Here is a 25584-nt window from a genome sequence, read left to right as displayed (position 1 = left end):
CGGTCAGAAATCGTCTCAATCCGACGATATTCGCCCGAGGGGCGGGCTGCTACCCGTGTTTCGCCGCCCGGCGCCGCAGAGCGATCTGCGCGTTCGCGCCCGTCTCCGGCGAGACGACGACCTCCTGCGCCGCCGCGACGCCGCCCGCGAGCAGCTCCGCGTCCACCGGGACGTTCCGCTTGACCAGCGCGAGCGCGATCGGCCCCAGCTCGTGATGCCGGGCCGCCGACCCGACGAACCCGATCGTCCGTCCGCCCGGGATTTCGACCGGGTCGCCGTGCGCGGGCAGGCGGTCGACGCTGCCGTCCAGGTGCAGGAACACCAGGCGGCGCGGCGGCCGGCCCAGGTTGTGGACGCGCGCGACGGTCTCCTGGCCCCGGTAGCAGCCCTTGTTCAGGTGGACGGCCGTCTCGACGTAACCCGCCTCGTGCGGGATCGTCCGGTGATCGGTGTCGAGGCCGAACCGGGGGCGGTGCTCGGCGATGCGCAGCGCCTCGTAGGCCCAGATCCCGGCCGGCCGCAGATCCGCGGGGAACTCGCCGCGCGGGACGATCCGCGTCGTGGTCCCGGCGACGTCCGGCCAGGCGAGAGAGCCGTCACCCGCGCCGGGGCCGGTGATCACCATGTGCTCGTCCGACACGTCCGCGACCTCGACGCGCAGCATGAACCGCATCCGGTCGAGGAACTCCACCAGCGACTGCGCCGCGCCCGGCTCGACGTGAGCCCACACGGCCTCGCCGTCGTCGATGACGGAAAGATGATGTTCGATGTGCCCGTTGGGGCTGAGCAGCAGGGCCTCGGCCGGCTCGAACGGCTTCAGATCGTCCAGCCGCTGGCTCAGCAGGCTGTGCAGCCAGCTCAGCCGGTCCGGCCCGGAGACCCTGACGACGCCCCGGTTGCTCCGGTCGGTGAACGCCGCCCCCTCTTCCAGGGCGCGTTGCTCCCGCGCGGGGTCCCCGTAGTGCGCGGCGACCTCCTGGTCGGGCGCGTCGGCGGCGACGGCTCCGGGCGACTGCAGCAGAGGGCTCTCCATGCCGTCCAGACTATGTGGCGCGGCAGTCCTTGCATCGCCCGTAGACGGTGAGGTGGTGCACGTCGGTCTCGAAGCCGAAGTCGCGCTGCAGGACCTCCGCCAGACCGGACGCCGCGCGCGGATCGACGTCCTCCACGGTGTGGCAGCCCCGGCAGACCAGATGGATGTGCTCGGCCTCGGCGGCCAGGTGGTAGTTCGGCGGCCCGTGCCCGAGATGCGCGTGCTTGACGAGCCCGAGCTCCTCCAGGAGTTCGAGCGTCCGGTACACGGTGGAGATGTTGACGCCGCGGGCGGTGCGCTGCACCTCGGTGCAGATCTCCTCGGGGGTCCCGTGCTCCAGGTTGGTGACCGCCTCAAGGACCAGCTGGCGCTGGGGGGTCACCCGGTACCCCTTCGCCCGCAGCTCCTGCTGCCACGACTCGACCATGCACCGAGTCTAGGTCCGGGGGCCGGTGTTCAGCCCACGGAAAACTCGCTTGCCTCGCCGCGCGGGCCTCACATACGTTCGGGGTACGCGCGAAAGGAGGTGGTCCAAGAAATGGTTGATTCTAGGACTCGCGAGGTGGCTGTCCGCTAGTCGCCGTTCCGCCTCGGCGCCGCCGCCCATCGGGCGGTGGCAACCGGTCGCGACGGTGACCGGCGAAACCCAGGCAGTTACCCGGTCCCCGGACCGATGGGCCCGTCCTGTCCATCGCCCCGCCACCCGGCGGGAAGGTCCGGGGATCGTTCATTTCCCCGGACGTTCAGGACACCTTCTTGAGCTGCGCCGACAGGTGCGACTGGAGTTTCTCGCCCATGGCCGCCATGTCGTAGGCCCAGCCGAGGTCCTCGCCGATCAGCCCGTAGAGGCGGTGGCCGCCGGTGACCTCCTTGGCCGACTCCGTCCGGGCGACGACGTCCGTGTGCAGCTCCACCCGGTTGAACGCCACGTCCCCGACGTAGATCTCGACGATGCCGGTGGGGTGGGCCAGCGTCACCTCGACCTGGTGGTCGGGACGTGGCCGCCAGTATCCCGTCTCCATGCCCAGCGGCCGCCCCAGCGTGCCGTCCTCCTCGATCTTCCAGGTCCGGCTCGCGTAGATCAGGAAGGGCTTGCCGATGTGGGTGAAGGACAGTTCCTGGCCGAAGTTGAACGACTCGATGGTGGGGTAACCGCCCACGCCGGCGCCCTCCCAGGTGCCGAGCAGGAACTTCAGGGGCTCAAGGTCCGGGTGCAGCTCAGGATCCATGGACACCGAGCGTAGCGGCGTGCGCGGCGCTACGCGTCCCGCGGCCCGGACGCCCTACTTCAGGCGGCCGAGCCGGATGACGAGCAGCACGGCGGCGACCGCCATCAGCCCGAGGACGACGACGAGGATCCCCGCATTCACCAACCCGGCCACATCGCAGGATGCTACGCGGTACGCCCGGACTAGAGTGCGGTTATGGCCCGACCACTGGTGATCAAGGTGACGGCGGGGGCGGACGCCCCCGAACGCTGCAACCAGGCGTTCACCGTGGCGGCGGCCGCCGCGGCGAGCGGCGTCCCGGTCTCCCTCTGGCTGACCGGGGAGTCGGCCTGGTTCGCGCTGCCGGGACGCGCCGCCGGGTTCTCACTGCCGCACGCCACTCCCCTGGACGACCTTCTCGGCGTCGTCCTCAGCGCGGGCCGCGTCACCCTCTGCACCCAGTGCGCCGCCCGTCGCGACATCGGTCCGGACGACGTCCTCCCCGGCATCCGCATCGCCGGCGCCCCCACCTTCGTGGAAGAGATCACCCTGGACGACGTCCAGGCCCTGGTGTACTGACCCGTCCAGGCTGAGGTGGACGGTCGTGTCCAGGCTCAGCGACGGCCGCTGAACGGCGGGAAGGCTCTTCGGCAGCCGGCGACGCGCGGCCCAGGCGGCGGCGAGACCCGCGACGGTGGAACCGGCGAGGCCGAGCATGAGGTCGCCGATGGTGTCGCGGTAGATGCTGACGGTCTCAGGGGTGTCGAGGATGAAGAGGCGGTACTCCAGGTACTCCCACAGGATCGCGGCGATGGCGCCCATTCCGGCGCACGCCAGCGCCAGCGTCCACGACGTGAGCCCGCCCCAGCGGCGCAGCGCGAGACCGGCGGCGGCGCTGAGCAGTGCCCAGTTCCCGAAGTGGCAGGCGTCGTCGAACCAGCCGATCGTGTCGTAGAGGTCGGCGGCGTTTCCGGCGACGTCCACGACGAAGGGCAGCGTCACGAGGAGGTCGATGTCCCACGGGAACCGCCCGCCGCGCCCGCGCAGCGCCCAGATGAGCGTGACCAGCATGACGGCGGCCGGGTAGGCCGCCACGCGGGCCCCCATCGCCTTGTCCGCGAACCGGTCCCATTCCGGGAAGGCGACGACGAGCGACAGGAGCACGGCGAGGGCCGCCTTGGCGGCGAGGGCGAGCGGACGCCAGCGAGAAGTATCCATGCCCGGCAGCCTCGCCGTCCGCCCCGCCAGGCCGCATCGGCGCAACTACTCAACCCCGCCTGAGCACATCCCCTCCGATCCGGGCGGCGGTAGAAGGGGCGGAGAACGGTTATAGGTCAGCCGACGTCCCGACGAGAGTGGAGCGGCCGGATGTCCGACATGCCCGCCTGGGCCTGGGGCGCGACGATCGCGCTGATCATCGCGCTCTTCGTCTTCGACCTGCTGGTCGCCGTCCGGCGCCCGCACGCGGTCGGGATCCGGGAGGCGACCTTCTGGTCGGTGTTCTACATCGCCGCCGCGCTCCTGTTCGGCCTCGCCGTGTGGCTCCTCGGCGGGTCGACGGCGGGCGCCGAGTACTTCTCCGGCTGGATCGTCGAGAAGAGCCTGTCGGTCGACAACCTCTTCGTCTTCGTGATCATCATGGCCCGGTTCGCCGTCCCGGCCGAGTACCAGCAGAAGACGCTGCTGTTCGGCATCGCCGCCGCGCTCGCCCTGCGGACCGTCCTCATCGCGATCGGCGCCGCCGCGATCAGCCTGTTCTCCTTCACCTTCCTGATCTTCGGGCTGATCCTGATCTGGACGGCGGTGCAGCTCATCCGGCACCGCGACGAGGAGCCGGACGTCGAGGACACCTTCCTCGTCCGGCGGGCGCGCAGGATCCTCCCGGTGAGCCGGGACTTCCACGGCGGACGGATGCTCGCCCGCGAGGACGGCGACCGCGTCATGACACCGCTGCTCCTGGTCTTCGTCGCCATCGGCAGCACGGACGTCCTCTTCGCGCTGGACTCGATCCCCGCCGTGTTCGGCGTGACCGACGACCCGTTCATCGTCTTCACCGCCAACGCGTTCGCCCTGCTCGGCCTGCGCGCCCTCTACTTCCTCATCGAGGGCCTGCTCGAACGCCTCGTCTACCTGTCGATCGGCCTCTCGGTGATCCTCGCGTTCATCGGCGCCAAGCTGATCCTGGAGTTCCTGCACGAGGACGTCACCCATTCCGTCCCCGAGATCCCGACACCGGCCTCCCTCGGGGTCATCCTCCTGATCCTCGTCGCCACCACGGGGGCCAGCCTGGTTCGCGTCCGCCACCATCCCGAGGAGAAGGCCAAGCCCGGCTCGCTGCGCAGACGCCGTGAGAGGCCGCGGGAGGAGGAACCCGCCGCGAGGCCGCCGCGATAGCCGGCGGCCTCGAGCCGGTCGTCCCGCGCGGGGTCAGCCCATGCTCTTGGCGCCGTCCAGGGACTCGCGGATGATGTCGGCGTGGCCGGCGTGCTGGGCCGTCTCGGTGATGACGTGCAGGAGCACCCGGCGGTTCGACCAGTGCGTTTCGGTGTTCCAGGGGGCCTTCGGCAGCGGCCGGACGGCGTCCAGGTCGGGGAGGGCGGCGACCAGTTCGTCGGTCCGGCGGGCCACCTCGCTGTAGTCGTCGAGGACGCCGGCCAGCGTCTCGCCGGGCAGCATCCGGAACTCGTCGGCGCGCCGGGCCCAGTCCTCCTCGGTCATCTCGGTGAAGTCGCCCATCGTGGACGGATCCACGATGAAGTCGGCCCAGTTCCGCTCGACCGCGGTGACGTGCTTGATGAGGCCGCCCAGGCACAGCTCGCTGGCCGTGGTCCGCAGCCCGGCCTGCTCGTCGGTGAGGTCGCGGGTGGTGAACCGCAGGAAGTGCCGGTGCTTGGCCAGCATCGCCAGCAGGTCGGCCCGTTCCCCGGTGACGCCTTGCCCGTCCTTGATGTCCATGGTCCGCCTTCGATCGTGTCCGCTCCGGTCGACGACACGCTAGGAGCCTTTGCGGACAGCTCTTGGCCTAGATTCCCGCAGCTTTAGGTGTTGAGGAGGGTGGCGTGGGCTGCCTTGAGGCGTTCTGCGTGGGGGTGGGTCGGGTCTGTCGGCGGGATTTCCTCGGCCCATTCGAGCAGGCGGTGCAGGTGGGGGTCGGTTTGCCGGGGCGTGGTGACGTGGGGGGTGCCGATGACGACTTCTCCGCCGGTCCCGTCGATGGTGATGAGCGTGCCTTCTGGGAGCATGCGTCCGGCGGCTCGTACGGAGGCGGCGGCGGTGTCGACGGTGAGGTCCGCGGCTCCCACGACCGCGGGTTTGCCCATTGCCCGGGCGACGATGGCGGCGTGGCTGGTCGGCCCGCCGCGGGCGGTGACGACCCCCGCGGCGACGGCCAGGCCGTGCATGTCGAGTGGGGAGGTGTGCGGACGCACCAGGATGACCGGACCACTGGTCGCCATCCGGGCCGCCCTGTCGGCGCTGGTCGCCACTCTGCCGACCGCGACCCCTGGGCAGGCGCCCTGACCGCGGGTGAAGAGGTCGAGCGTGCCGGCGGTCGCTATTCGGGGCCTGTGAGCATGGCGCAGATCCTGAGGGCGGACGCGGAGAAGGGCCTCGCGGCGGCTGATGAGGCCCTCGTCGGCCAGGTCGACCGCCACGCGGACGGCGGCGCGTCCGACGAGGCCGCCGGCGCGCACTTGGAGGAGCCATAGCTTGCCTGCTTCGAAGGTGAACTCCACATAGCAGGCGTCTCGGTAGTGTTCCTCGATTCGAGACATGGCTTCCAGGAGGTCGGCCCACACGTCCGGTTCTCGTTCGGCCAGGTCGGGCAGTGGCCGGGTCGTCGACCTTCCGGACACGACGTCCTCGCCCTGGTGACCGAACAGGACTTCACCGAACGGCGCGCTGTCACCGGTGTCAGGGTCGCGGCTGAACGCGACTCCGGTGCCGCTGTCGTCGCCGCGATTGCCGAACACCATGGCCTGAACGGTGACGGCCGTGCCGGCGTCGTGCGGGATGTCGTGCAGTTCGCGGTAGGTCTTGGCGCGTGGCGTGCCCCATGAGGAGGCCACGGCCTTGACGGCCAGTTCCAGCTGCGGCATCGCCTCGTCCGGGACAGGTTCGCCGGCTCGTTCGCGGATGAGGGCCTCGACGCCTCGGATCGCCTCCGCGAGGCGTGCCGTCTCGGCGCCGGCCGCGGCGGTCTCCAGGCTTTCCGGGCTCAGGCCGTAGACCGCCGAGGCGATGCCGGACAGGAACCGCAGGCGCGAGTCGAGTGCGAACCGCAGGTCGCCGGTCTCGGCCGCCAACCCCGCCGCGGCCTCGGCGGTGAGCCCGAGGTTAAGGATCGTGTCCATCATGCCGGGCATCGACACGCTGCCGCCCGAACGCACCGACACCGTCAGGGGCCGCTCGGGGCCGCCGAGGCGTCGTCGCGTGGCGGCTTCGAGGTCGGCGACGGCGGTCGCCAGCTCGGCACCGAGGCCGTCGGGGAACCGCCCGTCGCGGAGAAATGCGCGGCATGCCGCGGTGCCTATGACGAAACCCGGGGGCACGGGCAGTCCGAGACGTCGCAGTACGACGAGGCCGTGCCCTTTGCCGCCGAGGACGTCCGCGCCTTCCTCGACGTCCGCCGAAATCGGATGGATCCAGGTCATCGGTATCGGGGTTCAGTGCCGTGGGATGCCCAGAGTGACCAGCAGGTCTTCGTGAAGTTGGAACCAGATGGCGTGGTAGGACCCGATGTCGTCCGCCAGGTACTCCACCGCACCGGATCTGGCTCGGGTGAGTGCGCCGGTGAGCCGCGGTCGGTAGCGGCCGAACCGGAGCAACTCCGCGGACAGGGCTGCGCAGACGGCATCGGCCCGCATGTCGAAGTCTGTGAACCGGTCCAGGACCCGGGAGTCATAGGCGGCGTCGGTGTGGTCGTTGACCGCCATGGCTCCGTCGACGGAGCGCATTTGCCATGCCGTGCACAGATCGAGCAGCTCCGGGTTGAGCACGAGAAAGTCCTCGTAGGCCTTGGCCACAGCAGATCGGGCGCCGGCGGCGTCCATCTCGGCGGAGATCCGCTGGACGTCCGCGGCCCGGCCGGCCTCGGTAAGGCCCCACCCGCCGAAGTCACCCCGGACATGCGTGACGAGTCCGGAAGCGGCGAGATCGAGCAGTTCGGACTCCACGTCGTGTGCGGGGAGCCCGGCCGCCTCGGACACGCGGGCCAAGCCGACGAAGCCGATGCAGCGAAGGGTGTGCAGGACGAGCAGGTCGGTGCTGGTCGAGTGGGGCGAGTTCGGCACCTCGACGGGGCTCACCGTCCGGCCTCGCCGGCCCGCGTGGCGGTCGACGTGGCGGCGTGGGCGGCGCCTCGTCCGTGGGCTCGGGCGGAGATCTCGCCTGCCTTGATGCGCACCGCGGCCTCGGTGGTGTCGTCCGGATCCGGGATTCCGATGGCCGAGGCGAGGGCGGCGCCGTCGTCGAGGACGAGTCGGAGGTCCGGCAAGGCGTCATGCGCGAAGACACGTCGCAGGCACCCGGTGAGGTCGCTGATCCTGAGCCGCACGAGACGCCCGATCTCGGCCGGATCGCTCGTCACGACGGCCACGGTGATCTGGTCTCCGGGACGGGCGGCGCGCACGGCTTCCTCGGCCGCCTCCAGCCGGCCGGCCCCGAGGACCACGATCACGCTGTCGGCGTCGAATCCGACTCGGCGACCGGTGACCTGGTCCTGCAACTCCGCAGGCGGCTCCCAGGCGTCCCGGACGGGTCGCGCGGGGGCGATGTGGGGCAGGTACGGCGGATCCCAGGTGTCGGCGAGGTCGAGTTCGGCCAGGTGCCCGCAGGCGCGTGCCACGTCGAAGGGGTCGCCGAATCCCGGCGCCGTCTCGGCCAGGTGGCCGGACCCGTTCAACACCGTCAGGACCAGTTCGGCCAACCGCACCCGCCGCACCCCCGCGTGGCGGGGTGCGCGTGTTTCCAGGGCGAGCGCGAGGAGCAGAGCCTCCATCCTGGTGATCTGCGCCAGTGCCGTGCGGCCCGGTTCGTCGTCGAACAGTCCGGTCAGCGAGCGCATTTGCAGCTTCCCGCCGGCGGGGGTGTCGCCTGTCAACGGCAGCCGTTCGAGCCAGACGCGGGCGAACGCGCTCACCGCCTCGGCCAGGCCGGGCGACGGCGGCGCCGGGGCCGCGCTCGCGTGCTCGATCGAGTCGCCGAGAACCGCCAGGTAGAGAGCGCGCTTGCCCGGGAAGTTCGAGTACACCGCGCCACGGGTCAGTTCGGCCCGCTCCGCGATCCGGTCGACCTTGGCGTCGGCGTATCCGCGCTCGGCGAACTCCTCCCTCGCCGCGGCCAGTACGGCCGCTCGGGTGCGTTCCTGCTGCTGCGCCCGGGTCAGCCTGACCATCGCCCCTCCTTCGTCCTGCGAATGGCTTTAAGATACCATCACCATCCAGATGTTCATGACATCTGAATTTCTCGAACATGGGAACCAGCGGAGGAGGGTGGTCGGTGAGCGAGCACGGGGTCGGGCCCTGCTCAACGGCACACCCGTCGATGGCACCGTCACCACCACTCTGGTCTGGTGCGTGGCCCTCTTCTTCGCCTTCTGCCCCCTGGCCGTCCGCGCCTACGGTCGCCAGCAGTGACGCGGGCCTGTTTCATCATCCGCTCGGCTGGTTCTCAGGAGCCAGCGAGTCCAGCCACGTCAGCACGGCGCGCAGCGCGGCGCCCAGGTTGCCGATCTGGCAGTGGTTGTGCGCCTGCTCGGCCGCGGTGAACGTCCGGGTGCTCACCGACCGCGCACGGGTGAGGGCGGCGGCTTGGCGATGGAGCTGGTGCGAGGGGACGTAGTGGTCGTCGGTGCCGGCGAGCAGGAGCACGTCCGCGGTGACCCGCGCGGACACCGATCGGGTGGTCAGGGCGCGGGCCGCCTGGAAGAAGCCGTAGGGGGTGGAGGTGGCGGTAACGTGCATGCCCTGCCGCAGGCCCCAGTCGGCCAGCGGCTTGCGGGCGGCGGCCAGGCGGGCGGCCAGGTTGACGAGAGGCCGGGCGCGGGCCGCGAGCAGAGCGCGCAGCGCCGGCGCGGCACCGGGGACGGCCTGCCGGGCCAGGCACTCAAGAAAGTCGTCGAGGACGTCCGCGGCCACCACCCGCCGCACCCGGTCGTCGAACGCGGCGGCGCGTATCGCCAGGCCACCGCCGAGGGAGATCCCGATCAGGGTCACGTCGGTCACCTCGAAGTGGTCGAGCAGCGCGCCGACCGGTTCCTCCCAGGCCGGGGTCAGGGGCAGCCGGGCGCCTTCGAGCGCGCCGCCCTGGCCGGGCCCGTCGAAGGCGATGACGCGGTATCCCGCCCGGCACGTGGCGGCCAGCAAGGGCAAGCCCTCTTCGACATACTCGTCGAAGCCGCCGGTCACGACGATCGTGCCGCGGGGCGGCCCATCGGGTGCCAGGTCGTAGGCGGGCAGCGCGGCACCGCCGTACGGGACGTTCACGGGGGTCACGCCGTACAGGGCACGGATGTCGCGCAGGAACCGGGCCCGCGCGGGAGCACGCCGCGCGTCGCCGGGCCTCATGAAGAACTCGGCCGCGCGGTCGTAGTAGGCGCCCGCCAGGATGCGCTGCTCTTCGCGTGCTCGCGTGGCCAAGGCCAGGAAGGTCTCGATCCACTCGGCGTAGGTTCCGATCGCCGACGCCGCCGCCCTGATCTCCTCCAGCGCGTCCGGGCCGATCAGCTGCAGGAACCGGTTGCACTGGAAGTTGATGCCGACGTCGGGGTGGAGCCGGTGGTAGCCGACCGGCGTCGACCCGGGCTCGTACTCGATCACCGGAGCCTGCGTCATCATCATGCCCACCTCCCTATCGCAAGAAAACTTGCGATATGACGGTACGACCGCGGATCCGGGCAACGCAAGTTTTCTTGCGATAGCGTGGAGCGGTGACCGAATCCCACCCACCCCGGTCTCCGCAGGAGCCGGCGCGTCAGCGGCGCGGCGAGCGGATGCGCCAAGCCGTCCTGGAGGCGACCGTCGAGGCGCTGCTCGAACACGGCCCCGATGAGGTGAGCATCGGCGACGTCGCCGAACGGGCCGGTGTGCACGAAACCTCGGTGTACCGCCGGTGGCGGACTCGCCAGAACCTGATCGTCGACGCCTTGCTGACCCACAGCCGCCAGGTGCTGCCGATCCCCGACACCGGGTCGGTGCGCGGCGACCTCGTCGGGCTCGCCCGGGCCTTGGCCGCGTTCCTGTCGACACCGATCGGCACGGCGTTCATCCGGACCGCCGCGCTGACCGTCGACGACCCCGAACTGGCCGCCGCCCGCGCCACCTACATCGCCTCGCGGCTCGACCACGCGCGCGTCATCATCGAACGCGGCATCGCCCGGGGCGAGATCCCCGCCGCCACCGACTCCCGTCTGGTCCTGGAGACCCTCGTGGCGCCGCTGCACCTTCAGGTTCTGCTCACCCGCGAACCCATCGCCGATGACCTGCCACAGCGACTGGCCGACCTCCTCATGGACGGCCTGACGCGCAACTGACTCACGCGCCAGAGCGATGGCCGCAACCGCAATTTAAGGTACGCAATCACCGACTGGGAAATCTGCGCCAAAGTTTACACAGGAGGTTCAACGATAAAGTTGAAGTGAATTCCCCCCCCGCATAAAAGGACTACGCCATGGCGGATGATTCCGCGACGATCGAACTCAGCCGGTCCGAACTCCGCGAGGTCACCGGCTACGCGGTGGCGTGCGCGCGGCCCGCCCTGGTGATCTTCGAACGCGAACGTCCTGACGATCATCGTCCGCGGGCGGCGATCGACGCCGCGCAGGCGTTCGTGGACGGAGCCGAGCGCACCAAGGCGCTGCGCGACAGCGCGTGGGCGGCGCACCGGGCGGCCCAGGAGACCCGCGATGCGGGACTGGCCGCGGCGAGCGACGCCGCCCGTGCGGCCTTGGCCGCGGCCAGTGCGGCGTTCCTCCATCCCCTGGCGAAGGCCACCCAGGTCAAGCACATCCTCGGATCGGCCGCGCATGCCGCACGAGCGTTCGAACTCTCCGTCGGAGACGACCCCACCGTCGGGGCCGACCACATCGCGCAGTCGCGGATCCTCGCGCGTCCCGCCGTGGTGGACGTCCTGAGGCGCTATCCGACCGCCCCACCCGGCGGCGGCCGAGTCGGAGAACTGATCCGACAACTCGACGCCTCCCTCCGCTGACCCGCGGGCTGCATCCCCCGCCGCGGAATACACGGGCCGGGTTGTGAGCAAACTCACTCGGCACGGTGAGTGTATAACCCATGAGCGGCGGACTATCACCCACTGGTGCTCGGGGGAACGAACACCTCTGGTGACAGGGAGCAAAACAAATGAAGAAGGACTGTGAGTGCGGAGCCGCCATGAGGCCCGTCGGCATCGGCGAAACCCCCATGGGGTGGGTCTGCACGGATCCGGACAGGCACCGCGCCTACCTCAACCGCAAGTGACCGACCACGTCACCTGAAAACCACTGGCCTCGATATCGCCGAGACGCGATGCCGAGGCCAGTTCCTTGCGCCCTGGCCGACGTCCGAAGTCGGCCCCGTGCCCCGGAGGCGAGCGCCGAGGTCACCAGCCTGCTCGCCCCGGTTACTCCAAGAGGCCGGCCAGGTGTGTGTGAAGGGCGTCGTGTGCCTCTTGCGGGGTGAGGTGGCCGATGAGGACGTGCGTGGTGAGGCCGTCCGCAAAGGCGAGGAGGGTGCGGGCCTCGTGTTGTGGATCGAGCGGGACGGCGCGGTCGGTGCTCTCGCCGACTTCCGAGATGAGGCGAGTGAACATCTCGTGCAGGGCTGCGTAGTTCGCCTTCAGCGTCCTGGCGAGCGTCTTGCTGACAGCCGCCTGCGCGACGAAGGCGAGCCAGACCCTGGCCTCGGCGCGGTGCTCTTCCTTGAGCAGTGAGATCTCGCTCGCCGCGTGGCCCAGGGCGGTGCCGGCCGACTGGGCCGGGCTTCTGACGAGGCGGGCCTGAACGCGATCGCTGATCCGCTCGCCGATGTGCCCGAGAGCGAATACGAGCATCTCTTCCTTGGTGCGGAAGCACCGCTGAACGGCGCCCATGGACACCTGCGCGCGGGCGGCGACGTCGCGAAGGGTCACGCCCTCAAGGCCGCGTTCGTCGGCGAGGTGGCAGACGGCCTCGGCGATGAGGCGGCGTCGGCCCACGTGATCCACCTGCCTGGGCATGCCCACTCGCCTCCCCACTCCACGGCGCTCCGCTTCGCAGTGCACCCTATGCGATGCGCTTGCATCGGTTCCAGGCTACGGTTGCCATTCCGATGCAGGCGCATCGGTACCTAGGGGAGGAAGGAAAGGCCATGCGGGACGCCCTGTGGAAGATGTCGGCCGCGGCCCAGGCGAAGGCCGTGCGCGACGCACACGTCTCGGCTGTCGAACTGGTCGACAGTCACCTCGACCGCATCGCCGAGGTCAACCCCCAGGTGAACGCGGTCACCCAACTCCTGGCGGAGCGCGCACGCGAGGCCGCGACACGAACAGACCGTCGGCGGGCCGCCGGTGAAGCGCTGGGGCCGCTCGCGGGCGTGCCGTTCACCGTGAAGGAGAGCACCGCGATCGAAGGCGTGCCGACCACGTTCGGCACGGAGCGCTTCCGCGATCTGGTGGCGTCGGCCGACGCGCCACCGGTGGCGCGGCTGCGCGCGGCCGGGGCCATCCCCATCGGGCACAGCAACATTCCCACCCTGATCCTGGCGGGAATGCACACGCGCAGCGAGCTGTTCGGCGACACGGTCAATCCGTGGGACGGCAGCCGGACCCCGGGCGGCTCCAGCGGGGGCGACGCGGTGGCCGTGGCCACGGGCATGGCGGCGCTCGGGCTCGGCAACGACTCCGGAGGATCGGTGCGCGTCCCGGCCCAGTTCTGCGGCGTAGCGGGACTGAAGCCGTCCACGGGCCGGTTTCCGGCGGACCACCGCATTCTCGGCCCGGACGACCCAGGCCCGGCATCCCAGATACTGGTCACCGACGGCCCGCTGGCGCGGAGCGTGGGCGACCTGCGGCTGGCTTACGAGGTGCTGGCCGGGACCGATCCGCGAGACCCACGGGCCGTACCGGTGCCCGCGTACGGAGAAGCGCTTCCCGGGCCGGTGAAGGTCGCGGTCGTGGCGGACCCCGGCGGGCACGGAGTCCACCCCGCGGTTCGCGGAGCCATCGAGACCGCGGCTGACGCACTCCGCGACGCCGGATACGACGTGCGCGAGGTACAGGACGTACCGCTCATGGACGAGGCTCTTGAGGCTTACGGCCGGATCACCGTGACCGAGTTCGCCCCGACCTGGCCGGTGGTACGCGAACTGCTCGGCAAAGGCGGGGACCGCTACATCCAGATGGCAATGGAGCAGACCCCGCCCGCGAGCGCGGACGAGTTCATGAAGCTGATGGGCACCTGGATGACCATTCGCCGCTCGTGGGCCGAATTCCTCGACGCATACCCGCTCTTGCTCGGCCCGTCGTTCACCGAGCCACCGGTCGAGCCGGGGCTGGAGTCGCGCGACAGGGCGGGCCGGGACCGGGTCGGGTCCGGAATGCGCCTGTGCAGCGTGACCAGCTTCGTCGGCGTGCCCGCTGTGGCCATACCGACCGGTGTGGTCGACGGGCTCCCCTCCGGAGTGCAGATCGTCGGGCGCACGTTCCGGGAGGACCTGTGCCTGGACGCGGCTCAGGCGATCGAGGACCGGCTCGGAGTCCTCACACCGATCGACCCGCGCGCCCCGGAACGACGACCAGAATGGACACCATGAACACGGCCCCCGCCGAGGACCGTCCACCCTCTTGCCGCGACTTGGTCGGTCTCCTCGCCCAGACCGACCGGCGTGCCGCATACGCGGCCCTCGCCCTCGGCGCGACCTCTGTGGCCGAGGTCGCCGGACTGGCCAAGCTTCGCCCACCGGCCGCCGCCGCGGCGCTGCAGAAGCTGACGGACGGCCGGATCGCGGCCTTCGACAGCGAAAAGCGCACGTACACGCTGCTCGACGACACGTTCCGGCTCGCGGTCCAGGCCGAGGTCAGGGTCTCCGGTCGGGGCAGCGGAGACGGGTCGGGCTCCTACTTCCGCCGTGGTCGGCTCACGTCCATTCCAGGTAGGGCGGAAGTACGCAGCCGTGTTCTGGGTGTCGTGAAGGACTCTTTCGAGCCTGGCGCGACGTATTCCGAGGCCAAGGTCAACGCGATCTGCGGCGAATGGTTCGACGACTGGGTGAGCCTGCGCCGTGCCCTCGTGGACGAGGGTCTGTTGCGCAGAAACGATTCCGGCACCACTTACAAGCGCGTCTGATAGACGTACGAGAAACGGAGGTGCGGACGGGTCGTCGACCCGCTCGCACCTCCGGTTCGGGTTGGCCCGCCTCGTCAGGCGAGGCGGACCGGATGGGCGGATGACCGGCCGTCAGGCCAGGTCATCGAAGATGATCGCGACGACCCGGCCGGCCTCCACATCGGGAGCCACGACCGGGTATCCGTCATCCGCCTCCCATGCGGACGTGAGCCTCCCGCCGAGGCCGTACTCGTGCCAGTTGACCATGTACTGGTCCGGCGACTCCACGGCCTCGTCGTAGAACCTGTCGAGCCGGGCCCGCTGGGCTTCGCTCAGTTCGCCGGCCCAGCCGAACTCGATCTGAGTGGCCCAGCAGCCGGCGCCTCGGTCGACCCGATAGACCCGCAGGTCGAAGATGCCCTGGTCAGCCCATGTCAGCAGGCACTTGACGACAGGTTTGATCTTGTCAGCCAGACGGGGGGCCTCGAAGTACGGCATCGCCTCGTCGAGGAGACCAGCGACGTGGTGGGCATTCCCGCCCAGCCGGAAATGCAGCTGTCGGCGGTCCGGAATTTCGGACATTGTTTTTCTCCCTTGGGGGATTTGGGTTGTTCGGTACATCACTGGACCGTCACCGACTGCCGCCCCCCGGCAACTCCATCACCGCAAGTCGAACTCACTCCCTGCCGGAGTGCTCCGCCGGCATGCGAGCCGATCGCCGGAGGCGGCCGAAATATCGCCCGCCTCGGCCACCCGCTCAGGCGGGGCGTCTGTTCTTCGAGCACTGGCTAGGCTGGGCCGATGCCGGATACCGTCGAGTCCCTCGTGCACGCCCTCGGGGACAGGGACCGCGGTCGCCGGGCCGCTGCAGAGGACGGTTTGGTGGCCCTCGGCGCCGAGGTCGTCGACCACCTGCTGCCCATCCTCAGCAGCGGCCGACCGAGGCGTCATGCACTCCGGGCCGAGTCCGTTTTCAGGCGCTTGGGCGAGGACGCGGTGCCGCGGCTGCGGGAGATCCGAAGCCACGGGCCCGGACATCTGCGGCGAGTGGCTCTGCGGCTCATCGCCGATTTGAGCGGCGAGCAAGGACTTGACCTCGCCGACCGTCGAGCGGTCGAACGGCTCATACGGGTGAAACTGCGGTCCGAACGCCCGGTGATGCTGCCGCCGGAAAGCCGGTGGCTGGCCACCCCGGCGGACCGGTTCGACGCGCTCGTAGCCGCACTCGGGCTGCATGATCTACGAGCTGCCACCACGGTCATGGGACTGGCCGCCACAGAGGCCGGCAGCGCCCACGACTCAATGCAGATCAAAACACCGAACGGCGACAAGGAGACGGTATATCGCGTCTTCATCACGCCTCAATTCGGTGCCTGGCGTCTCCTTTACGGCAACGCGTTCTTGGACGCGTTCGGTGGCGAGTACCTCACCGAGAAGGTCAGTGGGCAGTGCGGCGAGGCCCACTTCTACCGCATCGATACCTACCACGACGCCCACGTCTGGTGTGTCGCTCGGAATGGCCACATGGTGCGCCGCCACGCCTCTTGGGGAGATCCGGAGTGGGTGGGGGACCCGCTTCCCTTCGAAGTCGACTACCTCGAAGACAGAATGTGGATCGAACCCTCACTGATCAGCCCGCAAGGTGTGACCGACGCGAACGTCGCGGCCCGTTACCTGTCCGTCGATGTCGGCTACATGCCCGAGAGCGAGACACACGGGCACGGTTGGCTGGCCACGACGCACCCCGGATCACCCAACTCGCACTTCAGGGGCGCCTTGCCTATTTGATCCCGCCCTCCACGCTGCGGGACTCGCAGGAAGTACAGGGGGCCTCTGCTCAACGAGCGGCATCTGGCCGCTTCGAGTGGCACACCGGACGAGCGCCGCGCCTGAGCCGAAGAGAGCTTGTTCAAGGGCTGCCAGGTCTTGACTCTGGGTCCATTTCCAGGACTGTCCGCAGGTAGATGTAGCTCAGCTCTTTACCTACCCAATGGGATGGGAGACAAATCATGGCCAGCACCTTTACCCCTGGTGACATGAAGAATCTGCTCGCAGAGAAGCGTCACCGGGAGGACCAGGAGCGCCAGCAGGCGATGGCGGCAGCCGGCGTTGTCAAGCCGGCGGACGTCGCTCGTCTGCCGAAGCTCATCCGCCTCCTCCGGGAGGTCTCCCGTAACAGGTGGATGGGCTTTGAGGAGGAGAACCAGGTACAGCGCCTCATCGGGGCCACCCGACGGAGGCTGGACGACATCGCTTGCGTCTGCGACAGGGATGACCCGATCTGGGGAATCATGGATCAATGGCGCAGCCTCCTCCATCACGACAGGCCGCGTAAGGGGCGGCCCAGCTTCCAAAAGCTGATCGAGGGGAACATCAGCCTCGCCATCAGCCTCGCGGAGCAGACAAAGTCCCTGTTGGGAGCCAAGTGTCCCGACTGGGTGGAAGACTCCCCGCAGGACAAGGCGGCAGCTGCCGTGGTCCAGCCGGAGGACGTCAACTATCCGGCGGTGCTCGTCATGGCCCTCAACAAGGTCGCCGACTCGCAGGCCCTGAGCCCGGCCCGCGAGCAGGAAATTCAGGACCTCGTCTCCCTCATCTGGGGGAGGCTGCAAGCAATCGCCGCAGGTGAAGACGATGACGCCGTGTTCCAGGACGTCGTCGACCAGTGGCGGACGTTCTACCAGCTCGACCTGCCGCTCCACAGCCGGAAAGGCATTCGGCAGCTGGTGGAGGCGGACGTCGAGTTCGCCATCGGCCTCGCCCAGGCCACACAGATCATTCTGGGCTTCAAGTGCCCCACTGGGGCCACAGGCGCCCTCCTGCAGGATCTCCTCAGGTAGACGCCGCACACCTGGAGCGCGGCACGGGACCCCCCGTGCCGCGCTCCACCGTTTCGCGCGGCCACTGCTCCTCCGAGCGCAGAGCTGAGGCACGAGGCCGTTAGATGAGCAGCAGGGTCTTTCCGATGGCGGTGCGGTTCTCGATCGCGGCGTGCGCGTCGGCGGCACGCTCCAGTGGGAAGGTCTGCCCGATGACAGGCCGGACGAGTCCGGCGGCGGCCTGGGACATCATCCGCTCCGCCCACCGCACCACGTTCGGCCCGAAATCGAAGAGCTGCTCAATGCCGATCGCGTCCACGCCCTTGAGCCGAGCCTCCGCGGAGTCGATGAGCGTCGCCTCACCGCTGGAGGCACCGTGCACCGAGAAGCGGCCACCGCGGGCCGTCACCTCGAACGCGGCCCGTCCGATCTGTCCGCCGACACCGTCGAACACCACGTCCGGTCCCGCGCCGCCGGTCTGTTCGAGCACCCGTTTGGTCCAGGCCGGCTCGGAGTAGTCGACCGCGGCGTCGGCGCCCAGTTCCCGGATCAGGTCGAGCTTGCGCGCTCCGCGGGCAGCCCCGACGACCCGAGCACCCGCCGAACGGGCGAGTTGTACCAGCAGGCTGCCGACCCCACCGGCCGCCGCCTCGACCAGCACCCACTCACCGGGGCCGATGCCGGCCTTCTCGATCAGTCCCTGTGCGGTGCTGCCATCGCTGTGCAGGGCGATGGCCTCCGGCAGGCCCAGCCCGTCCGGCACCGGAAACAGTTCCTGGACCTCGGCTACGGCACGCTCGGCGAACCCGCCGGTCTCTCCGGTGCCGCCGATGACCCGGCGCCCAAGCCAGGCCGGATCGACCTGCGGCCCAACCGATCTCACACGACCGGCCACCAGACCGCCCGGCACGTAGGGCAATGACGGCCTGGCATGCCATTTGTCGACGCCACGCCGGATCTGCGTCTCGACGAACGTCACACCCGCGACTGCCACGTCCACCACGACCTGCCCCGCTCCGGCCACCGGATCCGGCGCCTCACCGGGCACCAGCACCTCCGGCCCCCCGAATCGCATTACCCGGACTACCCGCACGCCGCCCCCTACCCGTTCGCCGACACAGACCCCAAGCCTGCAACCTCAACCACGCTTGAGATCAAGACGCCCGTTCCCCAGGCGGCAGCCACACCTGGGCGATTGTCCGTATCGCGCCCTCCACCGAAACCTGTACGCCGTCACCCGGACGCCTGCGCCGATGCACTCCGCGGTGTCTTTCTGCTGTCTATCGGCCATCCCCCTTGAGGAGCCGCTCCTTCTCGCGTGGTCGAACGTCCGCGCGTCTCGGCGCTGACTTCATCAGGCTCTGGACGGTCTCGGCCGTCTCCAGTGTTGGCGACGGCGTCATTGGCCGGCTGTCGCGGCCAGTCCTCGGCGTCGCGGGTGCCCTGCCGACGACGCTCGGCAAGCCGCCCGGTCCTCTCCCCCGTCAGGTATCCGAGCGCGGCGGCACCGATGACGGTCACGGCGGCCCAGATGATCCAGAACCACATCTCGCCGGTGGTGAACACGAGGAAATGCATGCCGTCCACGGTCAGACCCACTTTCCAATGTCGATGCGGTTCAGTGCCGGTTCCCTTCGGGAGGATCAACGGCTGTTCCGGTCGATCGGAATGCACACGCTATGGAACCGTGGAATTGAGCGGTAGAGCCCTAGGGCCCCAGGCCGGGCGGCAGGGGGCCTCAATCGGCCCCGAATCGTGGCGATCACTGACGGAGGAAACGAGAAAGTTCCGAGAGAGCGGAGATGGTCCGACTTATTGGGTCTCCATTATTCCTTAGAACGCCGATTGCCGCAGTAACCTTGAATGTGCGCGATCAAGGGCTGTTTCCCATGCCGAGCTTGCAGAACGAGGAGAGTGTGACGTTGTACCGGTCCCGCCGACTGATCCTGAAGGAGTACGACTGCGCGGAGCGGTTCGCCGCGAAGGCGGCCGAGGCCGGCTGGCCGTCCGCTGGAGAACTGCCCGCCGAGCCCTCGACAGGCACGCCGCGGCGGTCGTCATGGGAGCTCGCCTCAGGGACGTTCGTCACCTTGTTCCAAGTTCCCGAGCGCCGGCTCGCATACGTGGCCGTGCTGAGCATGCTCGGCCGGGAGGCCGCCGCCCACCTGTTGAGTCTGCCGCTGGCGAGTCTGGAGCTGGCCGGGCTTGAGGTGTGGACCGACGAGGAACTGATCGGCGCGGTGTCCGCCGCGTCGGACCCGGATGAACACGCCGCCGCCCTGATCCGGGCCGGGCTCGGCGCTCCAGGGGAGATCGCCGAGCCATGGGTACGGGCCTTCTTCGCCGCCGTTCGGCATCCCTCAGAGGAGGTACGCACTGCCGGGATCGAGGCGATCATGTACGCAGGCTGGCCACGTTTCGCCGAGCTGCTCCGGGCCATGGCCAAGGAGGATCCCAGCAGAAGCATCAGGAAGCTCGCGAAGCGGAACGCTTCCGTCCTGGAGGCCCGGGCCGTCTGATCTTCAGCTCAAATATGAGCGCTAGAGGTTCCTAAGGAGCTTAGCGAAGTGCCGGAAATCACTGTGGCTGATGACAAGCTTTGGGCCGTCGCGGTCCTTGCTATCTCTCAGAGCCACTTCATCGAAGCTAGAAGCGATCTCAACACACTGGTCCCCATCTTCATGACTTTTGGACGCCTTGCGCCAGACCAGATTACTCAGCTCCATCGTTCCTCCACCACCTTCCTGATATAAGCCCGAGAATCTTCTGTGTTGAGCGCCTTGGTGTTCAAAAGATGCATCACCGCACTCATTCTCGTGAGTTCTGATGGGTCGCGGGTTACTTCACCTCCAGTCGCCTTGACCACGTAAGCGATTTCACTCCGGTCGGCTTGGGTGGCAATCGTGAACGATGCCCTTGCCCCTCGATAGTGAGCAGTCATGGCTACTTGCAGGAATATGCCTTCCCGCAGAGACAGTTCGACCAAGTACTCAAGCTGGTCACGCATGACCTCCTTCGAGCCGACCTGTCGATACAGAATGCTCTCTTCCAAGACCACGCTGATCAGTGGTCGCGGCTTCCTGGATAGAAGCCCTTGGCGCCTCATCCTGGTAGCTACCGCATCATCATCGACCAACAGGACACGAGCATACGCCTCCGTCTGAAACAGCCCATAGACGAGATGCGTCTCATACACGCGAAGCTGGTCAGCCGATCCCTCCGCCTTTGGGAAGGCCACGAAGTGGGTCGGGTACCTGACGTGCTTGATCTTCTCCAGGAGGTCGTCCCATGCCTCAACGATCTGGCCTTCGGCGTTGAGGGTGGCGTCGAGACGCTCGGCGAAGTCTCGGCGGCACTTCGTCCGGCCGCACTCGACGTGGCTGATGTAGGAGCGCGCGACGTTGGCCAACTCGGCCAGTTCGCCCTGTTTGATATCGGCCGCCTCACGGAACCGCTTGACCACGGTCCCGAAGCCCGCCAACTCAGGGTCTATCTTCGGCCGTCCGCTACCGATTGGAGACACCGTCATTCTCCCTTCGCCCATGTCAGCAGTACTGCTTGTGCCCGAGGCGCCGGCCTTGGTGCTGGAGCCGTCCGACCGAGCGCCCTCGCTGGCGCGTCGTTATCTGACCGAGCGGTTCCGGGATCTGGGGCACGACGACGACTTCGTCGGTCGGCTCGTGGTTACCGAACTGGTTACCAACGCCTACAAGCACGTCGGATCCGGGCACATCGTCGTCCGGATCTTCCCCGACGGTCGCGCCGACCTCACCGTCATCGAGGTCTGGGACGAGGGAGCGGCCATGCCCGTGGTCCGGGATGAGGACCACGACGCCTTGAACGGGCGCGGGCTCCTGCTGATGGCGGAGCTCGTCCACGACTGGGGCGTCCGGCCGCTCAACGAGGAAGGCAAGATCGTATGGGCCCGATGCGTCCGCTGATGACGGGGAGGTCCCCGCAACATGAAGGATGCCAGACAATAACGGCAAAATAGGGCTTTTGCCCGATAAATCCCGCCCTCGGATTAACAGATCCGAAACACCTTCACTTTGCCCTTCTCAAGTTCGCATCTGATGCGAAGAATTCTCGCGTCTGATGCTGACCTATGGCGACAGAAAAAACCTTCTGACCTGCATCGAGATGCGATCACCGCAGGTCAGAGCAACTCAGTTGATTTACCGCCGTTGCTACCGCGACCTGAACATCAGGTAAAGTCTCCTTCGCCAGCACGAGGCTGGTGAAGCTCGACTCGACGAAAACGAGGTGAATTGCTAATGACCACCCCGATTCCGATCCCGCCCCAGCGGCCCCCGTCGGAGCCGAAGTCGTGATGAACCAGTCGACCGCGATCTGATCGCGGTCTGACCGATACGCTGGCCCCTTGTACTCGCGTACGGGGGCCAGCTCTTTCTGCATTACCTGTGGACCGTCGACATAAAGGATCTAGGGCCGATTTATTGGATCGACTAATGGCGAGCACCCTGGAGCGATCAGCCGGCCCGGAGCAGTGGGCCCGCTCGCATCACCACGGACTCTCGCCCCCCTTACCGCCGACTCCGCGCTGCCCTTGGCCGCCCCAGACCGTCACGCGCCGTCCGGGCCCAGCCGCGCGTCGGACCTATGGGACCTGGCACGTGCCGACCCGACGCCCGGCCACATGTAGATCAGCCCGGCCTGTGCTCCGCCGGCTTCTGGCGAATGTCGAGCCGCATCCCTGAAGGACCCGGCGCCAGCCGGGTCCTTCGTCGTATCACTGGGGTTCCCCGGGGCGCGGGCGTGACCGGGCTGGCGCGGGCGTGTCGGGGGCGACGGCGCGGGAGACTTCTGAGTGTTGGTCGTCGGGAGCCTGAGGAGAGATATGTCCGCACCTGTGTATGTCGTTCTTGGGGCCGGGCCCGGTCTGGGGCTCGGGGTCGCTCGGCGGTTCGCTCGCGAGGGATATCTCGCGGTGCTCGCCGCGCGTCTGGCCGAGCCCGCCGAGGCCCTCGCGACGACCCTCCGGGACGAGGGCCACGAGGCGGACGGCGTTGGGGTGGACCTGACCGATCCCGACGACGTCACCGAGGTGGTTCGCGGGGGCGGTGAACGGCACGGCCGGATCGACGTCCTGCATTTCCACCCCAGCGCGTGGCGGGAGAGGGATCCGCTGCACCTGAGCGTCCCTGAACTCCTCGAAGACGTCGCGCTCGGCGCCGGTGCACTGCTTCCCGCCGTCCAGGCCGCGCGGCCGTTCATGCGGAAGGGGGCCCGTGTCCTCGTCACCGGGTCCGCGGCGGCGGACACGCCCTGGCATGGGGCCGCGTCGCTGGGCGTCCAGAAGGCCGCCGTGCGGAACCTCGTCACCAGCCTCGACGCCACCCTCGCCCCGGACGGGATCCGTGCGGTGGCGGTGCAGATCAACGGTGTGCTCGACAAGGAGGGGCCGTTCTCACCGCCCCCGATCGCCGACGCCATGTGGCAGGCCGTCAGCAGGGCCGACGAGGGCTGGACCCCGCACGTCCCCTACGACGGCTGAACGTCCCGGAGGGCCGCCGGCGCCGCGCGCCGGCGGCCCTCCGGGAGAGGCGTCAGCGGAGGTACGCGAGGCCGTCGATGCCGACGGTGGGACGGCCCGAGGTGCCCGCGACGACGATCTTGATGGTGTGCTTGCCGCTGGTGCTCCAGGTGCGCGTCCACAGCAGCTGGCGGTAGGCGGTGGTGGACGCCCGGGTGTCCAATGTGCCGATCTTGGCTCCGTCCACGTAGACGTACACCGCGCCGAGGTTGGAGGCGCGCTTGAAGATCAGCCCCGCGGTGCGGCCGGTGAACGTCCAGCTCGCGCTCGCGCCCCGGGAACCGCTGTAGAGGCCGCGTCCGCCCAGGTAGTACGGGGTGGTCGTGAGCTTCCACGTGCCGGTGCGGTACGCCGAGGCCTCACTCAGGCCGCCTGTGTAGCGGCTGATGGCGGCGGTGGTGGCGTTGCCCGCGGCGTCCGCGGCGCTCAGCGTCCACGACTGGGTCGTGGACGGCTTGGCGACCGCGGCCCACTGCGTGGTGGTCGTGGCGAACGTCTTGGCGGACGGCGTGGTGGCCTTCAGCGAGCTGAGAAGGGTGTTGTCGGTCGCTTTCCAGGTGAGCCAGACGGGCCACGCGCCGCTGTTCACGGTCGACCTGCGCAGGGAGAGCGCCTGGGAGGAGATGACCGGACGGGTCGTGTCCGCGATGACCGTGAAGACCGGGGACGCCGATGTGGTGCCGTCGGCGAAGGCGGCGTGCAACTGGACCGAGTGCGTGCCCGGAGTGAGGGTCACCGTGGCCGACCCCGTCCCCGTGGCGGCCGTCGCGCCGTCCACGCTGACGTGGTAGGTCGCTCCCTCCTCCGGCGTCCAGTTCACGGTCGCGGTGCTCTTGGTGTAGTAGCGGCCGCCCGCAGCCGTCGCGCCGGTCACGGTGGCGGTCAGAGCCGGGACGGTGATCTGCTTGGCGGCCGTCCGGATGGCAGGGAGCGCGCTGTAGAGCTGCTCGCCGGGGCACGCGGTCGCGAAACCGTCGCGGTGACCGGAGATCGTGTCGAACTCGACCTGCTGCCCGTAGGGGTACTTTCCGCCCGTCCCGTTCGGGGCGGCCGAGGTCAAGGTCGTCTTCGCCGTCGGGTCGACACCGGTGAGCCCCAGCTTCCACGCGGCGATCTTCGCGACGCCGTCGAGGGCCTCGCGGGTGGGCGCCACACCGGGGACGTCAGGGTCGTCCGCGGCGGTGTAGGTGCCGAGGACGGCGATCCCGGTGGTGTCGGTGTTGAACCCGTAGGTGTGGGCGCCGTGGACGGGACGGTCGACGCCCCCGGCCCGTCCCTCGAAGACGGTGCCGCACTTGTCGACCAGGAAGTTGTAGCCGATGTCGTCCCAGCCCTGGCTCTGCACGTGGTACAGGTACACCGACCGGATCACCGACGCGGACTCGGCACAGGTGTAGGCGTTGCCCGTGTCCGTGTGGTGGACGAACGCGGCCTTGACGGCGCTGTCGTAGGTCGGCGGGTTCCGGACGATGGACTCGTCCGCACCCCATCCGGCGCGCGACACGATGGCCGGCTTCGGCGCCGTGACGGGCTCGGCGAGGGGCGCGGCGAGCGGTGTGGTCGCCGCCATCAGCCGCATCTCCGGGCCCGTGGCGGGCCCGGCCGCCCGCGGCGTGGGCGTCACCGCGCCGTTGCCCGGGTCGACCAGGTCGACGCGCAGGCCCTCGGGGAGGGTGCGGCCCTGCCCGGTCACGCGCACGTCGATGCCGTTGGACGGCCCGACCCACAACCCGTTCGTGCCGCCGCGCCCGCCCCGGTCGGGGGCGTCGGCGAGTTCCGGCTCCAGGGCGCGCCACCCCGACCAGCGACCGGTCCGGGCGTCCCGCGTGCGGAGCCGGACCGTCCCGCGGAGGTCCTCGCGAGGCTTGTCCCAGGTGAGCCCGACGAGGCTGAACGGCTCGGTCGTCGCGGCGGGCAGCCCCTCGGCCTTCCGGCCGGCGGCGGCACCGGGAAGATCCCGGAGTTCGCGTGCGTGGACCCGGCCGGGGTCCGGCCGGTCCGCGGACGACATGGTCGCCGTCGACTTCGCGGAGACCGTCCAGGTCACCGCGCCGGCCACCACCACGGCGGCGACCGAGGCCCCGATCAATGTGCGCTTAGGCATCGTTCTCCCGTTCATGACCGAGCCCGGGGGAAAAGACCCGGGCTCGTGCATGTAGAAAGCGCTGCGGCCACCTGAAACGTCACACATTCGTTCGAGTGTGCGCGCCGCTACCGGCCATCACCCGCCGGACGCACGTCCCCGCTGGTCAGCCGAGGTTTGCCCCAGGGCAGACGGGAGATTGATCGAGACAGCGCCGGGTCGCAGGGAGCGCGGACGGGGATCGCGCCCGGCCCAGGGCACATGGGGGGAAGAGCGCGATGAGAGTCATGCTGAGAGCACAGATGGACACCCAGGTCTCGAACGAGTCGATCAGGAGCGGACGGCTCCCCGAGATCATGAAGTCGATGATGGAGCGGCTCAACCCCGAGGCGGCCTACTTCGGCCCCAGCGAGGGCGGGCGCGCCTGCACCATGGTCTTCGACATGCAGGACAGCTGGACGCTGCCGACCATCGCCGAGCCGCTCTTCCAGGAGCTGGGCGCGAAGATCGAGATCCAGCCGGTGATGACCCGCGATGACCTGGACAAGGGCCTCTCCGCCCTGCAGCAGGGCTGAACGTCCGGCGGCCGGCC

The 25584-nt window shown here is 69.1% G+C and carries 28 protein-coding genes; 13 read left to right on the top strand and 15 right to left on the bottom strand.

Annotated elements, in window-relative coordinates; genetic code table 11:
- Window positions 1–49 precede the first annotated feature (49 nt).
- The 3 genes from ACQPZP_RS06195 to ACQPZP_RS06185 form a co-directional block, all read right to left on the bottom strand.
- Window positions 50–1033 carry a YgfZ/GcvT domain-containing protein gene (locus ACQPZP_RS06195; protein ID WP_433476667.1) on the bottom strand — a complete coding sequence of 328 codons (984 nt, stop codon included), beginning with the start codon at window positions 1031–1033 and terminating at the stop codon, window positions 50–52.
- A gap of 10 nt (window positions 1034–1043) precedes the next feature.
- Window positions 1044–1460, bottom strand: a complete 417-nt coding sequence (locus tag ACQPZP_RS06190; protein ID WP_433476666.1) for a Fur family transcriptional regulator — start codon at window positions 1458–1460, stop codon at window positions 1044–1046.
- A gap of 316 nt (window positions 1461–1776) precedes the next feature.
- A complete protein-coding gene (locus tag ACQPZP_RS06185) occupies window positions 1777–2262 on the bottom strand; it encodes an FABP family protein (protein WP_433476665.1) in 486 nt (161 codons plus the stop codon).
- Window positions 2263–2457: 195 nt separating this feature from the next.
- Here ACQPZP_RS06185 and ACQPZP_RS06180 point away from each other — a divergent pair, with 195 nt between their 5' ends.
- On the top strand, window positions 2458–2820 hold the full coding sequence (locus tag ACQPZP_RS06180) for a DsrE family protein (protein WP_433476664.1): 363 nt from the start codon (window positions 2458–2460) through the stop codon (window positions 2818–2820).
- A gap of 789 nt (window positions 2821–3609) precedes the next feature.
- Window positions 3610–4635, top strand: a complete 1026-nt coding sequence (locus tag ACQPZP_RS06175; protein ID WP_433476663.1) for a TerC family protein — start codon at window positions 3610–3612, stop codon at window positions 4633–4635.
- Between the two features lie 33 nt (window positions 4636–4668).
- On the opposite strand, the gene ACQPZP_RS06170 is transcribed toward ACQPZP_RS06175, so the two are convergent.
- From ACQPZP_RS06170 to ACQPZP_RS06155, 4 genes are all read right to left on the bottom strand, one after another.
- On the bottom strand, window positions 4669–5196 hold the full coding sequence (locus ACQPZP_RS06170; RefSeq protein WP_433476662.1) for a DinB family protein: 528 nt from the start codon (window positions 5194–5196) through the stop codon (window positions 4669–4671).
- 83 nt (window positions 5197–5279) lie between these two features.
- Entirely contained in the window at window positions 5280–6893 is a 1614-nt protein-coding gene (locus ACQPZP_RS06165; protein ID WP_433476661.1) for a pyruvate, phosphate dikinase, read from the bottom strand.
- A gap of 12 nt (window positions 6894–6905) precedes the next feature.
- Window positions 6906–7547 carry a transcriptional regulator gene (locus ACQPZP_RS06160; RefSeq protein ID WP_433476660.1) on the bottom strand — a complete coding sequence of 214 codons (642 nt, stop codon included), beginning with the start codon at window positions 7545–7547 and terminating at the stop codon, window positions 6906–6908.
- Window positions 7544–8635, bottom strand: a complete 1092-nt coding sequence (locus ACQPZP_RS06155) for a TetR/AcrR family transcriptional regulator (RefSeq protein WP_433476659.1) — start codon at window positions 8633–8635, stop codon at window positions 7544–7546. The genes ACQPZP_RS06160 and ACQPZP_RS06155 overlap by 4 nt, the downstream gene beginning before the upstream one ends.
- 55 nt (window positions 8636–8690) lie before the next feature.
- Between ACQPZP_RS06155 and ACQPZP_RS06150 the strand changes: the two genes are divergently transcribed.
- A complete protein-coding gene (locus ACQPZP_RS06150) occupies window positions 8691–8876 on the top strand; it encodes a hypothetical protein (protein WP_433476658.1) in 186 nt (61 codons plus the stop codon).
- 15 nt (window positions 8877–8891) lie between these two features.
- On the opposite strand, the gene ACQPZP_RS06145 is transcribed toward ACQPZP_RS06150, so the two are convergent.
- Complete coding sequence (locus ACQPZP_RS06145) at window positions 8892–10079, bottom strand: alpha/beta fold hydrolase (protein WP_433476657.1); 1188 nt, start codon at window positions 10077–10079, stop codon at window positions 8892–8894.
- An 89-nt stretch (window positions 10080–10168) separates the two neighbouring features.
- Here ACQPZP_RS06145 and ACQPZP_RS06140 point away from each other — a divergent pair, with 89 nt between their 5' ends.
- Both ACQPZP_RS06140 and ACQPZP_RS06135 read left to right on the top strand, forming a co-directional pair.
- Window positions 10169–10771 carry a TetR/AcrR family transcriptional regulator gene (locus tag ACQPZP_RS06140; protein WP_433476656.1) on the top strand — a complete coding sequence of 201 codons (603 nt, stop codon included), beginning with the start codon at window positions 10169–10171 and terminating at the stop codon, window positions 10769–10771.
- A 137-nt stretch (window positions 10772–10908) separates the two neighbouring features.
- Entirely contained in the window at window positions 10909–11448 is a 540-nt protein-coding gene (locus ACQPZP_RS06135; RefSeq protein WP_433476655.1) for a putative immunity protein, read from the top strand.
- A gap of 408 nt (window positions 11449–11856) precedes the next feature.
- On the opposite strand, the gene ACQPZP_RS06130 is transcribed toward ACQPZP_RS06135, so the two are convergent.
- Window positions 11857–12429 carry a TetR/AcrR family transcriptional regulator gene (locus ACQPZP_RS06130; protein ID WP_433476654.1) on the bottom strand — a complete coding sequence of 191 codons (573 nt, stop codon included), beginning with the start codon at window positions 12427–12429 and terminating at the stop codon, window positions 11857–11859.
- A 152-nt stretch (window positions 12430–12581) separates the two neighbouring features.
- On the opposite strand from ACQPZP_RS06130, the gene ACQPZP_RS06125 reads away from it, so the two are divergent.
- Both ACQPZP_RS06125 and ACQPZP_RS06120 read left to right on the top strand, forming a co-directional pair.
- Complete coding sequence (locus tag ACQPZP_RS06125) at window positions 12582–14024, top strand: amidase (protein WP_433476653.1); 1443 nt, start codon at window positions 12582–12584, stop codon at window positions 14022–14024.
- Window positions 14021–14557: a DUF2087 domain-containing protein gene (locus ACQPZP_RS06120; RefSeq protein ID WP_433476652.1), complete on the top strand. Its 537-nt coding sequence runs from the start codon at window positions 14021–14023 to the stop codon at window positions 14555–14557. The genes ACQPZP_RS06125 and ACQPZP_RS06120 overlap by 4 nt, the downstream gene beginning before the upstream one ends.
- Before the next feature lie 111 nt (window positions 14558–14668).
- Here the strand turns inward: ACQPZP_RS06120 and ACQPZP_RS06115 are convergent, their stop codons facing one another.
- Window positions 14669–15118, bottom strand: a complete 450-nt coding sequence (locus ACQPZP_RS06115; RefSeq protein WP_433476651.1) for a hypothetical protein — start codon at window positions 15116–15118, stop codon at window positions 14669–14671.
- 219 nt (window positions 15119–15337) lie between these two features.
- On the opposite strand from ACQPZP_RS06115, the gene ACQPZP_RS06110 reads away from it, so the two are divergent.
- Window positions 15338–16324: a HEAT repeat domain-containing protein gene (locus ACQPZP_RS06110; protein WP_433476650.1), complete on the top strand. Its 987-nt coding sequence runs from the start codon at window positions 15338–15340 to the stop codon at window positions 16322–16324.
- Window positions 16325–16572: 248 nt separating this feature from the next.
- Complete coding sequence (locus tag ACQPZP_RS06105; RefSeq protein WP_433476649.1) at window positions 16573–17376, top strand: hypothetical protein; 804 nt, start codon at window positions 16573–16575, stop codon at window positions 17374–17376.
- Between the two features lie 100 nt (window positions 17377–17476).
- Here ACQPZP_RS06105 and ACQPZP_RS06100 read toward each other — a convergent pair whose 3' ends face one another.
- On the bottom strand, window positions 17477–18430 hold the full coding sequence (locus ACQPZP_RS06100; protein ID WP_433476648.1) for a zinc-binding dehydrogenase: 954 nt from the start codon (window positions 18428–18430) through the stop codon (window positions 17477–17479).
- A 158-nt stretch (window positions 18431–18588) separates the two neighbouring features.
- The gene (locus ACQPZP_RS06095) at window positions 18589–18933 is read right to left on the bottom strand and encodes a hypothetical protein (RefSeq protein WP_433476647.1); all 345 of its coding nucleotides are present in this window, start codon (window positions 18931–18933) and stop codon (window positions 18589–18591) included.
- Between the two features lie 311 nt (window positions 18934–19244).
- Between ACQPZP_RS06095 and ACQPZP_RS06090 the strand changes: the two genes are divergently transcribed.
- Window positions 19245–19874, top strand: a complete 630-nt coding sequence (locus ACQPZP_RS06090) for a hypothetical protein (protein WP_433476646.1) — start codon at window positions 19245–19247, stop codon at window positions 19872–19874.
- Between the two features lie 21 nt (window positions 19875–19895).
- On the opposite strand, the gene ACQPZP_RS06085 is transcribed toward ACQPZP_RS06090, so the two are convergent.
- Window positions 19896–20081 carry a DUF397 domain-containing protein gene (locus ACQPZP_RS06085; RefSeq protein WP_433476645.1) on the bottom strand — a complete coding sequence of 62 codons (186 nt, stop codon included), beginning with the start codon at window positions 20079–20081 and terminating at the stop codon, window positions 19896–19898.
- Window positions 20072–20899: a helix-turn-helix domain-containing protein gene (locus tag ACQPZP_RS06080; RefSeq protein WP_433476644.1), complete on the bottom strand. Its 828-nt coding sequence runs from the start codon at window positions 20897–20899 to the stop codon at window positions 20072–20074. Before ACQPZP_RS06080 ends, ACQPZP_RS06085 begins: the two co-directional genes overlap by 10 nt.
- On the opposite strand from ACQPZP_RS06080, the gene ACQPZP_RS06075 reads away from it, so the two are divergent.
- Both ACQPZP_RS06075 and ACQPZP_RS06070 read left to right on the top strand, forming a co-directional pair.
- Window positions 20898–21296, top strand: a complete 399-nt coding sequence (locus ACQPZP_RS06075; protein WP_433476643.1) for an ATP-binding protein — start codon at window positions 20898–20900, stop codon at window positions 21294–21296. The genes ACQPZP_RS06080 and ACQPZP_RS06075 overlap by 2 nt on opposite strands.
- Before the next feature lie 917 nt (window positions 21297–22213).
- Window positions 22214–22870, top strand: coding sequence for an SDR family oxidoreductase (locus tag ACQPZP_RS06070; protein ID WP_433476642.1), 657 nt, complete (start codon window positions 22214–22216; stop codon window positions 22868–22870).
- 52 nt (window positions 22871–22922) lie between these two features.
- On the opposite strand, the gene ACQPZP_RS06065 is transcribed toward ACQPZP_RS06070, so the two are convergent.
- The gene (locus tag ACQPZP_RS06065) at window positions 22923–25013 is read right to left on the bottom strand and encodes an N-acetylmuramoyl-L-alanine amidase (RefSeq protein ID WP_433476641.1); all 2091 of its coding nucleotides are present in this window, start codon (window positions 25011–25013) and stop codon (window positions 22923–22925) included.
- A 266-nt stretch (window positions 25014–25279) separates the two neighbouring features.
- Here ACQPZP_RS06065 and ACQPZP_RS06060 point away from each other — a divergent pair, with 266 nt between their 5' ends.
- A complete protein-coding gene (locus ACQPZP_RS06060; protein WP_433476640.1) occupies window positions 25280–25567 on the top strand; it encodes a hypothetical protein in 288 nt (95 codons plus the stop codon).
- Window positions 25568–25584: the final 17 nt, after the last annotated feature.

Source organism: Spirillospora sp. CA-142024 (assembly GCF_050942325.1).
In the GTDB taxonomy this organism is placed as follows: domain Bacteria; phylum Actinomycetota; class Actinomycetes; order Streptosporangiales; family Streptosporangiaceae; genus Spirillospora.
This window is presented reverse-complemented; position numbering and strand designations above follow the sequence as displayed.

Bases quoted from the DNA above. Each gene is read 5' to 3' on its own strand.
- ACQPZP_RS06195 (WP_433476667.1), bottom strand. From the start codon at position 1,033: ATGGAGAGCCCTCTGCTGCAGTCGCCCGGAGCCGTCGCCGCCGACGCG.
- ACQPZP_RS06190 (WP_433476666.1), bottom strand. From the start codon at position 1,460: ATGGTCGAGTCGTGGCAGCAGGAGCTGCGGGCGAAGGGGTACCGGGTG.
- ACQPZP_RS06185 (WP_433476665.1), bottom strand. From the start codon at position 2,262: ATGGATCCTGAGCTGCACCCGGACCTTGAGCCCCTGAAGTTCCTGCTC.
- ACQPZP_RS06180 (WP_433476664.1), top strand. From the start codon at position 2,458: ATGGCCCGACCACTGGTGATCAAGGTGACGGCGGGGGCGGACGCCCCC.
- ACQPZP_RS06175 (WP_433476663.1), top strand. From the start codon at position 3,610: ATGTCCGACATGCCCGCCTGGGCCTGGGGCGCGACGATCGCGCTGATC.
- ACQPZP_RS06170 (WP_433476662.1), bottom strand. From the start codon at position 5,196: ATGGACATCAAGGACGGGCAAGGCGTCACCGGGGAACGGGCCGACCTG.
- ACQPZP_RS06165 (WP_433476661.1), bottom strand. From the start codon at position 6,893: ATGACCTGGATCCATCCGATTTCGGCGGACGTCGAGGAAGGCGCGGAC.
- ACQPZP_RS06155 (WP_433476659.1), bottom strand. From the start codon at position 8,635: ATGGTCAGGCTGACCCGGGCGCAGCAGCAGGAACGCACCCGAGCGGCC.
- ACQPZP_RS06150 (WP_433476658.1), top strand. From the start codon at position 8,691: ATGACATCTGAATTTCTCGAACATGGGAACCAGCGGAGGAGGGTGGTC.
- ACQPZP_RS06145 (WP_433476657.1), bottom strand. From the start codon at position 10,079: ATGATGATGACGCAGGCTCCGGTGATCGAGTACGAGCCCGGGTCGACG.
- ACQPZP_RS06135 (WP_433476655.1), top strand. From the start codon at position 10,909: ATGGCGGATGATTCCGCGACGATCGAACTCAGCCGGTCCGAACTCCGC.
- ACQPZP_RS06125 (WP_433476653.1), top strand. From the start codon at position 12,582: ATGCGGGACGCCCTGTGGAAGATGTCGGCCGCGGCCCAGGCGAAGGCC.
- ACQPZP_RS06120 (WP_433476652.1), top strand. From the start codon at position 14,021: ATGAACACGGCCCCCGCCGAGGACCGTCCACCCTCTTGCCGCGACTTG.
- ACQPZP_RS06115 (WP_433476651.1), bottom strand. From the start codon at position 15,118: ATGTCCGAAATTCCGGACCGCCGACAGCTGCATTTCCGGCTGGGCGGG.
- ACQPZP_RS06110 (WP_433476650.1), top strand. From the start codon at position 15,338: ATGCCGGATACCGTCGAGTCCCTCGTGCACGCCCTCGGGGACAGGGAC.
- ACQPZP_RS06105 (WP_433476649.1), top strand. From the start codon at position 16,573: ATGAAGAATCTGCTCGCAGAGAAGCGTCACCGGGAGGACCAGGAGCGC.
- ACQPZP_RS06100 (WP_433476648.1), bottom strand. From the start codon at position 18,430: ATGCGATTCGGGGGGCCGGAGGTGCTGGTGCCCGGTGAGGCGCCGGAT.
- ACQPZP_RS06095 (WP_433476647.1), bottom strand. From the start codon at position 18,933: ATGCATTTCCTCGTGTTCACCACCGGCGAGATGTGGTTCTGGATCATC.
- ACQPZP_RS06090 (WP_433476646.1), top strand. From the start codon at position 19,245: ATGCCGAGCTTGCAGAACGAGGAGAGTGTGACGTTGTACCGGTCCCGC.
- ACQPZP_RS06085 (WP_433476645.1), bottom strand. From the start codon at position 20,081: ATGGAGCTGAGTAATCTGGTCTGGCGCAAGGCGTCCAAAAGTCATGAA.
- ACQPZP_RS06075 (WP_433476643.1), top strand. From the start codon at position 20,898: ATGTCAGCAGTACTGCTTGTGCCCGAGGCGCCGGCCTTGGTGCTGGAG.
- ACQPZP_RS06080 (WP_433476644.1), bottom strand. From the start codon at position 20,899: ATGGGCGAAGGGAGAATGACGGTGTCTCCAATCGGTAGCGGACGGCCG.
- ACQPZP_RS06070 (WP_433476642.1), top strand. From the start codon at position 22,214: ATGTCCGCACCTGTGTATGTCGTTCTTGGGGCCGGGCCCGGTCTGGGG.
- ACQPZP_RS06065 (WP_433476641.1), bottom strand. From the start codon at position 25,013: ATGCCTAAGCGCACATTGATCGGGGCCTCGGTCGCCGCCGTGGTGGTG.
- ACQPZP_RS06060 (WP_433476640.1), top strand. From the start codon at position 25,280: ATGCTGAGAGCACAGATGGACACCCAGGTCTCGAACGAGTCGATCAGG.